This is a genomic window from Ruegeria sp. L11 (assembly GCF_056531755.1).
In genome coordinates this window covers 91,311-104,192 of sequence record NZ_JBQFMI010000010.1, presented here as the reverse complement: position 1 = coordinate 104,192, position 12,882 = coordinate 91,311, and the positions used below count along the sequence as shown (strand labels likewise).

Sequence of the window (12,882 nt, the reverse complement as noted above, 5' to 3'; positions counted from 1 at the left end):
CTCGATAATGGGTGGATATCACACAAGGAGCCAAGAAATGCCGCACCTCGACAACCACGTCATGATGACACTGAAACTTGGCCAATGGTCACAGGACCACACACTGCGTGCCTTCGAGATTGAACGTGAGATCGCGCAGGAGCGCCATCGCCGCCAATCGGTTTCGACGAAACGAACAAGACGCATTTCGCTGGGCAACCTGAAGATGCTGTGGGCCAGAATTGCCTGAGATCAGAAATCGGGCTGGGCGCGAAACTTCATCGAATGCCCGCCCTCGGGATGCTTCAGGCGCAATTCTTCGGAATGCAGCATCAATCTGGGAAACTCCCTCGCGGCACCTGTTGCATAGAACGGATCGCCCAGGATCGGGTGACCCAATGCCTGCATATGAACGCGCAGCTGATGAGACCGCCCGGTTTTGGGAAACAGGCGCACGCGAGAGGTCTCGCCCTCATGTTTCACAACGCGCCAATCGGTGACCGCAGGTTTGCCCGTATCATGACACACCATTTGTCTGGGTCGGTTGGGCCAGTCCACGATCAACGGCAGGTCAACCGTGCCGGTCTTTGGCTCCATCCGCCCCCAGACACGGGCAATATAGGTTTTCCGGGTCTGCCGCTTTTCGAACTGCATACTCAGATGCCGTTGCGCATGGGGTGTTTGGGCAAAAACCATGACACCTGATGTGTCCCGGTCCAGTCGATGCACAAGCAACGCCTGAGGGAAAGCCGCCTGCACGCGTGTCAGAAGGCAATCAGCCAGATGATCGCCCCGCCCCGGCACGGAAAGCAGACCCGACGGTTTGTTCACTACAATCAGCTGCGCATCTTCGTGCAGCACGTCCAGCGCGGTTTGCGGGGGGGCATAGGTTTCGCTCATGCGGGCCTGCCTATCTCAGCGCGCACCTTCCCGCAACGTCGTCCTTGCGCGCCCGGCCATGTTCGGTGAACTTCTGCGCAGGAGGACAGGACATGCACCCGACAATTGAACGACTACAAGAGGTTGTCGCCAAGGGCGATGAGGCGCTGATTCACGATCTGCTGGCCGAAGATGTGCAGTTCCTGCCACCAACCTATTACAGTACGTGGACCGGGCGCGCACCTGTGGCTGCCGTACTTGGCCATGTCGGGCAGGTCTTTTCCGACTTCCGGTATCGCCGGATTATGGGCGCTGGCAACGATTGGGCGCTGGAGTTTCAATGCAAGATTGGAGATCTGGACGGCATTGGCGTTGACCTCATTACGCTGAACGAGGACGGTTTGATCAAAATCTTCGAAGTCGCCATGCGCCCTTACAAAACAGTCGGCGCTTTGCGCGAGGCGATGATGGCGCGCGTGATGACTGACGCTCGTTTTCTGGAATTCAAAAACGCCCTGACGTGACCTGATGATGCGCACCCTGATAGCACCCGACCAGGTTCTACGTGTGCCCTTGTTGCCCGTTCTGGCCACGCAAGCCCTTTTGGTGCGCCGTAACGCCCGGCTTTTGCCGGAGCCCACTGGCCCGCGAGAGGGCCGATCAGGGCGTGGCCCCCGCCTGCGTCTGCTGATCACCGGCGATAGCTCGGCGGCCGGAGTGGGCGCGGGAACTCAGGCGCAGGCCTTGTCGGGACAGCTTGTGGACCGGCTGGCCAGACATCACACGGTTGAGTGGCAACTTGAGGCCACCACAGGGTACACGACGCTGGATACGATTGACCGCCTGAGGGGCATAAAGGGCGAATTCGATGCGGTGGTCACGGCTTTGGGGGTGAATGACGTCACCCGCGCCGTCTCTTGCCGCACATTTGCGGATCGCCAGGCGCAGCTTATCAACATCCTGTCAAACGAACTGGGGGCGCGGCGAATAGTCATCACCGGCGTTCCGCAAATGAACAGGTTTCCGGCCCTGCCACATCCATTGGCCTGGGTGCTTGGCCGTCAGGCTGCGCGGCTGGATAATGCGTTGCAACAGGTTGTGTCCGTCCATCCCCATGTGCAGCACCTGAGGCTTGATCTGCCCGACGACCCGGCCCTGGCGGCACCGGACGGCTATCACCCAAGCCCCCGGGCCTATGCGCTGTGGGCAGATGCCGCAGCACGCCTGTTGCTTCAGGCCTGAGCCCGCGCCTGCCGGATCAATGGGATCGAGTAAATGACCAAAGCCACCCAGATCAGGGGGAATGCGATCATACGTCCGGTGTCGATCTTCTCACCGAACAGAGTGATGGCTGTAATGAAAATCATAGTCGGCGCAATGTATTGCAGGATGCCCATGGTCGACAGGCGCACCAGCTTGGCTCCGTTCGCATAGACCAGCAATGGCACCGCCGTGACGATACCGGCGCAGGACAACAGCAGGGTATCAGACATCGCTACGCCAAAATGACCTGCGCCTTGCACACCCAGCCAGGTGACATAGGCCAGGGCCGGGATCAAAAGGATCAGGACCTCAAGCAGAAAGCCCTGGTTGGGACCAATTGGAAGGGATCTCTTAAAGAATGCATAGAAACCCCAACTGACCATCAAACCCAGCGCCGCCCAGGGAAGTCGCCCAGCCTCAAGCACAAGAACAAGAACGCCCAGCGCGGCAAGCCCCACCGCGAACAGCTGGGTCCTCGTCAGGGGCTCACGCAGCAAAATCGCCCCCAACGCAATACTGAACAGCGGGTTTATGTAATACCCCAGCGCCGCGTCCAGCGCGTGCCCTGTCGAGATCGCCCAAACATAAATCGCCCAGTTCACGGAAATCAGCGCCGCCGTCAAAGCCGCCATGGCCAGCATCCGGGGATTGCCCAGTGCAGCTTTCAAGTCCCGGGTGCGCCCCAGCGCGACCAGCAGCAAACCTGCAACCGGAACAGACCAGATAACCCGATGCGCCACCACCTCGACAGGTCCAATGTGATCCATCGCCTTCATATAAAGCGGCAGGAATCCCCACATGACGTACGCCGTGACAGCCAAAGCCAAACCTTTGGGAGTATCCACATTCTGAGGTGGTAATGGCGTGGGTGTCACGAAGGCTCTCCGGTCTATACCGGTTCCGTTTACGGCAGAACTGAACGGATTGAAAACTCTGAAAACAGTGAAGTGTCACATAACGATTTGTGATAAGTTTGCTGACCGCAGCTGCTGCCGCCAAAATTGCGAGGCTCTGCCTCGCGCTCCGGGATATTTAGAGCCAGGTGAAGCAAGGGATCCGCACTTCATCTGGCCCAAAATATCCCGGGGGAGTCGCCCGGCACGGGCGGCGGGGGCAGCGCCCCCTACCCTGTCTGTCAGACCTTCACCCGTTCGGATTTCGGGTCATACATCGGTTTAAGCGATGCTTCGGCTTTAACCTTCACGCCGCAAACATCGATCTCATAGGTTGAACCCAGAACGTCTGCGGCCTTTTCACCTTCGCACGGGACATAGCCCATTCCGACGGCACCACCGAGGCTATGACCGTAATTGCCGGAACTCAGGTAGCCGACATATTCGCCATCACGCACGATCGGCTCGTTGTGGAACAACAGCGGTTCAGGGTCGGTCAGACGGAACTGTACCAGACGGCTTTTCGGGCCGCTTTCTTTTCGTGCAATCACCGCCTCACGCCCGATGAAATCACAGCCTTTGTCCACCTTGACGGCAAAGCCAAGACCAGCATCAACCACGTGATCCTCACAGGTGATATCGTGGCCGAAATGCCGGAAACCTTTTTCGATCCGGCAGCTGTCCATCATGTGCATACCACACAGCTTCAGCCCCATGTCCTGACCAGCCTCATACAGGGTCTCAAAGACGTGGCCCGCCATGTCTGAGGAAATATAGATTTCCCACCCAAGCTCACCCACATAGGTCACGCGATGTGCACGGGCCAGGCCCATTCCGATCTCGATCTGCTGGGCAGTACCAAAGGGGTTGGTCGCGTTTGTGAAATCGTTGGGCGAGACCTTTTCCAGCAGAACCCGGGCGTTTGGACCCATGACAGCGAGAACGCCTTCACCCGCTGTGACATCTGTAATGACCACGTTGAAATCCCCGACATGGCGCATCATCCATGTCTGATCCGCCAAGCGCGTGGCTGCAGGGGTTACGACCAGATAGGCGGTTTCGGTCAGGCGGGTTGCGGTGACATCCGCTTCGATCCCGCCTGTGCGGTTCAAAAACTGCGTATAGACGATCTTGCCGACAGGGACTGAGTAGTCACCCCCGCCAATATAGTTCATGAACTTTTCGGCATCAGGGCCTTCCACACGAATCTTGCCGAAGGAAGACATGTCATACATGCCCATATTCTCGCGCACGGCTCGGTGCTCGGCAGCGGAATTCTCGAACCAGTTCTGGCGCTTCCAGCTGTACCGGTATTCGCGCTCCTGCCCTTCATTCGCGTACCAATTGGCCCGTTCCCAACCTGCGATTTCTCCAAAAACGGCGCCCTGTTCTTTCAGGTGATGGTGGAACGGGGTTCGGCGCACACCGCGTGCAGTGGCTTTCTGGCGATAGGGGTAGTGGTCGGCGTAGAGCAATCCCAACGTTTCTTTTGAGCGTTCAAATAGGTACTTCTTATTACCCTGAAACGGCTGCATCCGACCGATATCCACGTCGCCCAGATCAAAGGGCTTTTCACCGGTATCCATCCACTCGGCCAGCGACATGCCCGCGCCACCGGCGGACTGGATACCGATCGAGTTGAACCCGGCCGCGACCCAAAAATTGTCCATCTCGGGCGCCAGACCCAGGTGATAGGCGTCGTCGGGAGTAAAGGATTCGGGGCCGTTGAAGAAGGTGTGAATACCCGCCTCGGACAGCATTGGCATCCGGTTGCACGCCGCTTCGAGGATCGGTTCGAAGTGGTCGAAATCCTCGGGCAGTTGGTCGAACTCGAAACTGTCGGGAATACCGTTCATGGCCCAGGGTTTGGCATTGGGCTCGAATGCGCCCAACATCATTTTGCCCGCGTCTTCCTTATAGTAGGCGCATTCATCTGGCACCCGCAGAACCGGCATTTGGCTCAACCCTTCAATGGGTTCAGAGACGATATAGAAATGTTCGCAGGCGTGCAGCGGCACATTCACGCCGGCCATCTTGCCGACCTCGCGCCCCCACATTCCCGCGCAATTGACAACCATATCACAGGCGATATGCCCTTGGGATTGCCCGTCATCACTGACCCAGTCGACACCGGTCGCGCGCCGTCCGTGCCGGGAAATCCCGGTCACCTTCACCCGTTCCTTGATCACCCCACCGCGTTGACGCGCACCCTTGGCCAACGCCAAGGCAATATTAGCAGGATCCGCCTGGCCATCGGTTGGCAACCAAACGCCACCTGCCACGCCGTCGAGGTTGATATGCTCATATCGCTCTTTGACTTCGGTCGGAGAAAGCTCTTCGACCGGCACGCCAAAGGCGCGGGCCATTGCCGCATTTCGGTGAAGCTCCTCCAACCGCTCACTGGTCAGGGCGACCGAAACGGACCCGACCTGACGCAGGCCGGTGGCGACACCGGTCTCTTCCTCAAGGCCCAGATAGAGCTCTGCGGAATAGCGCGCCAGTTTGGTCATGTTGGAAGACGCGCGCAGTTGCCCGATCAGGCCCGCCGCGTGCCAGGTGGTGCCGCTGGTCAGTTGCTTGCGTTCTAGCAGAACAACATCGGTCCAGCCCTTCTTGGTCAGATGATAGGCGACCGAACATCCGATGACGCCGCCACCGATGATGACCACTCGGGCCTTGCTGGGAAGATCAACCATCCTGAAATCTCCGCTGTGTCAGGTTTGGCGTAAACTGCCACGGAAGATCGACAACAAATGCACCAAAAACGTCACAAGATCAGCATTTTTCACCGATGTGTCGCGGCCCGCTTTTCCCGCCGAACGACAAAAGGCGTGACCCCGAAGAAGCTTTTGTAAACAGAGGAAAACCCGTTCGGAAAACCACAGGCCAATCCGATTTCGCGAACGCTCATAGTGGTGTTCAGAAGCAGGTTATTGGCCTTGGCGAGCCGCATTTCGCGATAGAATCCGTTGGGCGTGGTGCCAAAGAAGGTTTTGAACTTACGCTCAAGCGAGCGGTTCGACAATTGTAGCGAATCGACGATCTGATTGATCGGCAGAGGGTCTTCGATATTGGCCTGCATGAGCTTGATGCACTGATCCAGCTTCACATCTCCGGTCGCGGTCAACTTTACCCCCGAAAATGGCTGCATCGAGGCGAAATCCCGGATGTTTTCATGCAACATGATGTCCGCCACGGTCATCTTTGCAGGCCCCGAGATATGGCGACCGATTACTGCCAGCGCGACATCTGTTGTCGCCTCCATTCCGGCACAGGTCACAACGGCGCCCTGTTCGGTTGCAATCGACAGTTTGGCTTCAAACCGGGCCCCGCGTTCCCGCAGGAACGAGGCGTTTTCCCAGTGAGTTGCCAAATCATCTGAACCCTGTTCGTCGATATACCGGCTGGCCGCTTCCGCCAGCAGAAACACCTTGGCATCGCGGAAAGTATAGTCCGACACCACCCGCCCCAAAGACAAGTCCGGGTGATCCGGGTCAGAATTGCCGATCACAAAAAGATAATTCGCCTTGGGTTGCGGCTGCACGCGTTCCGTTTGCACCACCGCGTCGCTGCTGCTGGAGATCGGGCCACCTTTGAGCGACCGATAGGCAAAAGTGAACGGCGGCTTTGGACACACACGATTTGCCAGCCTGAGAACCTCGACCAATGAGGCCAGTTCAAGCAGCACAAATCCGGGTGCGACCAGAATATCGAAATGTTGCTGTATCGCCTGCGGTGAATCAGAAGCAACTTTCCTCATCGCTGTCACCTTAGACGATCTCGTGCCCGGCAGCACGCAACCGGTTGGCCAGCGCTTCGATGTGGTCCGGGCCAATTTCGCAGCACCCGCCGACAATCGTGGCCCCCTGATCGACCCAACGCATGACGTGATCCGCATAAGCATCGGGACCAAGATCATGGCGTTGATCCAACGCATCCACTGTCGGCGCGTCCATTAGAAACTCATCCGAAATATGTGTAAAGCCGTTGGCATAGGCACCATAAGGCTTGTTCATGCCGGACAGGATGTCCAGAGCAGCTGGGATCGCTTCGGGGCGCGAACAATTGATCAGCAGCGCATCAGGTGAAAACTCTGCAACCAAGGGCGCGACATCCCTGAGCGGTTCGCCGGACCTGAGGCGGCTGCCATCTTCGTCATTGACCGTGAATGACAGCCAGACTGGTTTGCCACATCCGGTCGTTCCGCGCAGCGCACCCTCGGCCTCCTGCACCGAAGATACTGTCTCGATCAGAAACAGATCGACGCGCGCAGCCATCAAAGCCACAAGTTCAGCAAACTTTCCCGCCGCATCTGCCGGGTCGGGATTCAGGTCGGGTCGGTAAGATGCAAGAAGCGGCCCCAGAGACCCCGCAATCCGCCCCCCGGTCGAAGTACGAGCACGTTCGGCCTGTGTCAGGGCAGTGTCGATAAGGGCGGGCATCTGGTCCTCCATCCCCACTCGCACTAGGCGTGAACGGTGGACGGCATAGGTATTGGTGGTGGCAACCGTGGCACCACGACGGAAGTAGTCGCCATGCACCGCGCCGACCAGATCAGGGTGGTCGATCATCACACGTGTGGACCATAGTGGCGTCGCCCGGTCTCCGCTGCGTTTGACCAATTCCTGTCCAATTGAACCGTCCAACAGAGTGATCTTTGTCATGTCGTTGCTCCTTAAGGCAGCAGCACGAGTTTACCCGGAAGGGTCTTTGCCTGAAAATCAGCCTGTGCGCGGACGATATCCTTCAACGGGTAGGTTCGGGAAACCAGTGGCTTGATCCGTCCGGTATTCATCAACTCCACTAGGCGGCCAAAGACTTCGGGTGCCTGATGCGTGCAGCCGTGAATGGTGATGTCGCGCAAATAGATGTCCCGCAGATCAGCCTCGACAATCGGGCCGGCGATTGCCCCAGAAACGGCGTAGTGCCCGCCGGGCTTCAGGGCAAGGATCAGCGATGCCCATGCGGGCCCGCCAACAACATCTATAACCGCGTCGAACATATCCTGCGGCGGCAGCTCATCCCGGGCAAATGTGCCCAACGCCCCTTGGGATCTGACGACCTCTGCCTTCTCTGCAGCCGTCACACCCCAAACCGATGCTCCGCGCAGCGCCGCAAGCTGCACCGCCGCCAGACCGACGCCGCCTGACGCGCCAGTGATCAGAACTTTTTGCCCAGACGTCACGCCCGCGCGCGTCAGCAGGTTTTCGGCAGTACCAAAGGCGCAGGGAATGGCCGCAATTTCAACATCAGACAGGGGCGATGCACTTACGTCGTAAAGATCATTTGCTTCAACCAGACAGTATTGGGCAAAGGCCCCATCAATCTCTGACCCGAGCGCAATAAAGCCCTGAGGTTTGCCGGGGCGCGGACGCGGCAGGTTGATCGGGCACGTCACACGCTGGCCCTTTTTGAACCCCGTGTTTGGCCCGACTTCTTCAACGATCCCGCACAGATCGCCGCCCTGAATGCGGGGAAAGTTCAGTGCGCCGCCCCACCCTCCGGCTTCAATATCCTGATCGACGGCATCCGTCCCGCCGGTGACATCCGATGAATACCAGCCGACCCTTGTGTTGATATCCGTGTTATTGACCCCTGCCGCGGCGACCCGAACAAGCACCTGCCCCGGCCCAGGGGCCGGGACAGGGATATCGTCGCGCCATTCCAGCGCCTCTGTTCCGCCATGGCCGGTCAGATAGACGCCGGACATGGTCGCCAGACGCGTCACGCCCGCAACCGCTCGTTCTCGGGGTCCCAGAGCGGTTGATCCAGCTCTACCACGGCGCGGCATTTCTGACCGTAGATTTCGACCTCAAGTTCAGTTCCGGGGTTGGCAAACTCGGCCCGGATCATGCCCAGCGCGATGGATTTGCCAACGCGGTAGCCCCATGCGCCGGATGTGGTTTCGCCGACGATCTCATCGCCATGCCAGATGCAGGACATATACGGCGCGTCGCAATCGCCCGCATCAACAGTCAGGGTGACGAAGGACTTTTTCACGCCTTGCTGCTTTTCGTTCAGGATTGCGGCCTTGCCCGGGAAGTCCTGCGGTTTGTCCAGCTTGACGAAACGCTCCAACCCGCCTTCAAGCAGGGAATAGTCGGTCGACAGATCGCCCTTCCAGGCGCGGTACCCCTTTTCGATCCGCAGCGAGTTCAGCGCATACATCCCGAACGGCTTGGCACCGGCATCGATGATCGCGTCGTAGATCGCAGGCATATCCGCATTTTCAGCGTGAACTTCCCAGCCCAGCTCACCAGCGAATGAGACACGCAGCAGAGCGACCCATCCGCCTTTGATTTCGCTTTCCTGAAAGCTGAGCCACGGCAAGGTCAGATCGGCCTCGGTAACTTTGCTGAGAATGTCCCGAGATCGAGGCCCGGTAACGATCAGCGTGCTCATCCGCGTTGTCCAGTCTTCCAGCGTGAACTCGGCATCGGCAGGTATGTGACGCTCAAGCCATTCACGGTCATGCCATTGCGCGGTCGCTGCAGTGACCAGAACGAACAGGTCTTCGGCCTCGCGCGTGACCGACATTTCGGTCAGGATACGCCCGCGGTCATCTGCGAAGTAAACCAGCCCAACCCGACCAATCTTGGGCAATGCCCCTGCAACCAGACCGCGCAGCCATTCATCAGCACCCGGCCCCTGTATTTTGAACCGCGAGAAGCCCGGCAGGTCCAACACGCCACAATGATCGCGCACGGCCTCACATTCTTCCTTGATCCGCTGTTCCCACGGACCGGACCGTCCCCAGGTGTGGGTCGCGTCGAGCGAGGTGTCATCACCGGGCTGTGCAAACCAGTTGGCGCGTTCCCAGCCGTTATAGGCCCCCATGACACCGCCGTGCGCGATCACCTTGTCATGCACGGGCGACAGCTTCTTGTTTCGTGCGGCAGGCCATTCATGGTGCGGGAAGTGCATGGCATATTCGTTGCCATAAACTTCCATGCCTTTCTGGTTGCAATAATCCTGATCGGTGTAATCGGTATAGCGGCGCGGATCGACGGCCCACATATCCCATTCGGTCGCGCCATCAACGACCCACTCGGCCAGAACCTTGCCTGCGCCACCGCCCTGCGCGATGCCGAAGGTGAAAGTATGCGCCTCGAACGCGTTTTTCACACCCGGCATCGGGCCGATCAGCGGCAGCCCGTCCGGCGCATAAGGGATCGGCCCGTTGATGACGCGTCCAACGCCCGAGGTTGCCATCAGCGGCACCCGCTCCATCGCATCGGTGACGATATCTTCGATGCGGTCCAGATCGTCATTCCACAATTGAAAGCTGAAATCATCCGGCATCGGATCGTCTTCGGTCATCCAGTGGCCCTTGCAGTTGGGCTCGTAAGGACCAAGGTTGAAGCCGTTCTTTTCCTGCCGCAGGTAGTACGAGACATCCACATCACGCAGCAACGGCAGTTTGGCACCGCTTTGCTTGGTCCATGCTTCAATCTCGGGGATTTCATCGGTCAGCAGGTACTGGTGGCTCATGACCATTGCCGGAACGGTGCGGCCACCGAAGGGCTTGAACCATTCGCCCACACGCTGCGCATAATACCCGGCTGCGTTCACAACATAGTCACAGGCTATATCGCCTTTGTCCGTGTGCACGGCCCAGGTGCCGTCGTCATGCTGTGTCACGCCGGTCGCCGGGCAGAAACGGATGATCTTCTGCCCCATATCGCGCGCGCCCTTGGCCAGCGCCTGCGTCAGCTGCGCCGGATCGATATCACCATCCGTCGGGTCGTAGAGAACACCTTCAAGATCGTGCGTTTCCAGGAAGGGATAGCGCTCTTTCGCTTCTTCAGGTGTCCACATCTCCATGGGAATCCCCTGATACCGGCCCATCGCCATGGCGCGCTCGAACTCCTGCACACGTTCTTTCGAATGCGCCAGTCGGATCGAACCGGTCTGGTGGTAGTTCATCGGATAATCGACTTCTTCACCCAGACGCGCATACAGCTCGGTCGAATAGCGCTGCATGTTCATGATCGCCCATGAGGTCGAAAAGGTCGGAACGTTCCCTGCCGCATGCCAGGTCGACCCGGCAGTCAGCTCGTTCTTTTCCAGCAGAACACAATCGGTCCAGCCCTTCTTGGCCAGATGATATAGCGAGGAAGCCCCCACCACGCCACCGCCGATAATGACCACGCGGGCTTTTGTTGGAAAATCACTCATGCGTTTTGATCCTTGTTACTGTGCCTCTTGAGGCAGATCGTCCGTGATGTCGTAATAATCGCCCTTGTCAGCCACAAAGATGTGCTTTGAGAGCTTTAAACCCGTGGGAGCATCGAGTGCGCCCATGGAGATCGAAATCGTGTCCTCCTGGTTGTGTTGCCAGAAGAGAAACGAGCCACATTTGCTGCAGAACCCCCGTCGGGCGATGTCAGACGCGCGATACCAGCTTAGCGTGTCGCTGGCCGAGAAACTCAGGTTGTCCTGATGGGTTGAGGTCGAAGCCCAGAAATGGCCCGACTGTCTGCGGCACTGTCCGCAATGGCAGACCGAAGGCAGCGACAGGTCTCCGTCAATCGTGAACGCGACCGAGCCGCAAAGGCAGGATCCCTTGTGCATTTGACTACCCCCTTATTGCGGGTGTGGTGCTGGTTCCCAACAACACACCGTAGATGACAAAACAGGCCGCCATGATCCGGCGCACCCAGATATTGAACACGGCGCTCAGCGCTGCCCTGCCCATCAAGGCGCCCAGCGCCGTAAAGCCGGTGTAGCTGAGTGTGGTGATGATCAGCGCGGTAGGCATGATAACCCCCATCTGCTGCCAGACCGGGACCTCGGGCTGAACGAACTGCGAAAACGCGGCCAGGTATCCGGCGACGCTTTTGGGATTGATCGTTGCCACTGCCAGCGCGTGCAGATAGACATGTCGCGCCGGACGCTCGGAGGCTGGTGCGGGTTTTGTTGCATTCATCCATCCGCGAATGCCCAACCAGATCAAAAACCCCGCACCAATCAGCTTGGCGACAAAGAACCCGGTCGGCGATGCGGCGATCAGCGCCGTCACACCCAGCGCAGACAGGATCAGAAAGGCGCTGGCTTGCGTGAGAATTGCCAATACGCCCAGCATTGCCTTTGGGAACGGAAGGCTCATCCCGTTCGAGATGCAATTGACCGCATTTGGGCCCGGCGTGGTTACGAAAACCACCCAGAAAAACGCAAATATGGTCCAGGCTTCGAACGACATCAGTAGACCGGCGGGGCGATGACCCAGATGGCCGCAGCGGGCTCGTCGTAAGGGTTGGCCCATTGATAAGGTTCGTGTCGGATCCGAAAACTGTCACCTGGCCCAACCGTGAACGCGCGCGCCCCGATTGTCAGGTCCAACTTGCCCGAGATCATGTATCCGACTTCCTGTGTCGGACGATTGGCCGGTGTCTGCATCTGCGAGTTGGGTTTGAAGGTAGAATGTACCATTTCGAAATCATCGGTCAGATCCGGCGAGAGCAGTTCTTCGATCAACCCTTCCTCGCCCGACCCCATGGGCCGGCGCGAGCCGGCACGCACGACATATCCCTGCTCGTCCGCCGGTGCCGCCGAATGCGCAAACAACATCGACATGGGGACGCCAAGGCATTCGGCGATCTGCCTGAGGTCCGAAATCGACGGCTCGGACATGTCACGCTCAACTTGGCTGAGCCAGCCCACAGACCTGTCCAACCGGATCGCAATATCACTCAGCGTCAATCCTCGCGCCTTGCGCAGCGCGCGGATATCAGCACCGAGTGTCGCACTTTGCGGGGCCTGACTGTTCAAGGATAGCTCCAACGTTCGTGAAAATTTCACCTCTTTTTTCACGATGACTCGATTTCATGAAATTTCCAAGCATTTTTTCACGTGAATCCATATTTCG

The 12,882-nt window shown here is 58.5% G+C and carries 13 protein-coding genes; 3 read left to right on the top strand and 10 right to left on the bottom strand.

Going from position 1 to position 12,882, the window contains the following annotated elements; genetic code table 11:
- The first annotated feature begins 37 nt into the window (after window positions 1–37).
- Window positions 38–229, top strand: coding sequence for a hypothetical protein (locus tag ACR0CE_RS15405; RefSeq protein WP_267363584.1), 192 nt, complete (start codon window positions 38–40; stop codon window positions 227–229).
- A 2-nt stretch (window positions 230–231) separates the two neighbouring features.
- Here ACR0CE_RS15405 and ACR0CE_RS15400 read toward each other — a convergent pair whose 3' ends face one another.
- Window positions 232–879 (bottom strand): RluA family pseudouridine synthase, encoded by a 648-nt coding sequence (locus ACR0CE_RS15400; protein WP_480833112.1) that lies wholly within the window; start codon window positions 877–879, stop codon window positions 232–234.
- Between the two features lie 92 nt (window positions 880–971).
- Between ACR0CE_RS15400 and ACR0CE_RS15395 the strand changes: the two genes are divergently transcribed.
- Complete coding sequence (locus ACR0CE_RS15395) at window positions 972–1,382, top strand: nuclear transport factor 2 family protein (protein ID WP_480833111.1); 411 nt, start codon at window positions 972–974, stop codon at window positions 1,380–1,382.
- 4 nt (window positions 1,383–1,386) lie between these two features.
- Window positions 1,387–2,100, top strand: a complete 714-nt coding sequence (locus ACR0CE_RS15390) for an SGNH/GDSL hydrolase family protein (RefSeq protein ID WP_480833110.1) — start codon at window positions 1,387–1,389, stop codon at window positions 2,098–2,100.
- Here ACR0CE_RS15390 and rarD read toward each other — a convergent pair.
- From rarD to ACR0CE_RS15345, 9 genes are all read right to left on the bottom strand, one after another.
- Complete coding sequence (gene rarD, locus ACR0CE_RS15385; RefSeq protein WP_480833109.1) at window positions 2,091–2,996, bottom strand: EamA family transporter RarD; 906 nt, start codon at window positions 2,994–2,996, stop codon at window positions 2,091–2,093. The genes ACR0CE_RS15390 and rarD overlap by 10 nt on opposite strands.
- 260 nt (window positions 2,997–3,256) lie before the next feature.
- Window positions 3,257–5,710, bottom strand: a complete 2,454-nt coding sequence (locus tag ACR0CE_RS15380) for a GcvT family protein (RefSeq protein ID WP_480833108.1) — start codon at window positions 5,708–5,710, stop codon at window positions 3,257–3,259.
- An 89-nt stretch (window positions 5,711–5,799) separates the two neighbouring features.
- Window positions 5,800–6,774, bottom strand: coding sequence for a GlxA family transcriptional regulator (locus tag ACR0CE_RS15375; RefSeq protein ID WP_480539603.1), 975 nt, complete (start codon window positions 6,772–6,774; stop codon window positions 5,800–5,802).
- Window positions 6,775–6,784: 10 nt separating this feature from the next.
- Complete coding sequence (locus tag ACR0CE_RS15370) at window positions 6,785–7,678, bottom strand: homocysteine S-methyltransferase family protein (protein WP_480833107.1); 894 nt, start codon at window positions 7,676–7,678, stop codon at window positions 6,785–6,787.
- Window positions 7,679–7,689: 11 nt separating this feature from the next.
- The gene (locus tag ACR0CE_RS15365; protein ID WP_480622695.1) at window positions 7,690–8,724 is read right to left on the bottom strand and encodes an alcohol dehydrogenase catalytic domain-containing protein; all 1,035 of its coding nucleotides are present in this window, start codon (window positions 8,722–8,724) and stop codon (window positions 7,690–7,692) included.
- Between the two features lie 14 nt (window positions 8,725–8,738).
- Window positions 8,739–11,192: a GcvT family protein gene (locus ACR0CE_RS15360; RefSeq protein ID WP_480833106.1), complete on the bottom strand. Its 2,454-nt coding sequence runs from the start codon at window positions 11,190–11,192 to the stop codon at window positions 8,739–8,741.
- A 15-nt stretch (window positions 11,193–11,207) separates the two neighbouring features.
- A complete protein-coding gene (locus tag ACR0CE_RS15355; RefSeq protein WP_480474125.1) occupies window positions 11,208–11,588 on the bottom strand; it encodes a GFA family protein in 381 nt (126 codons plus the stop codon).
- Window positions 11,589–11,592: 4 nt separating this feature from the next.
- The gene (locus ACR0CE_RS15350; RefSeq protein ID WP_480833105.1) at window positions 11,593–12,216 is read right to left on the bottom strand and encodes a LysE family translocator; all 624 of its coding nucleotides are present in this window, start codon (window positions 12,214–12,216) and stop codon (window positions 11,593–11,595) included.
- Window positions 12,216–12,785 carry a helix-turn-helix domain-containing protein gene (locus ACR0CE_RS15345; RefSeq protein ID WP_480774086.1) on the bottom strand — a complete coding sequence of 190 codons (570 nt, stop codon included), beginning with the start codon at window positions 12,783–12,785 and terminating at the stop codon, window positions 12,216–12,218. The genes ACR0CE_RS15350 and ACR0CE_RS15345 overlap by 1 nt, the downstream gene beginning before the upstream one ends.
- Window positions 12,786–12,882 lie beyond the last annotated feature (97 nt).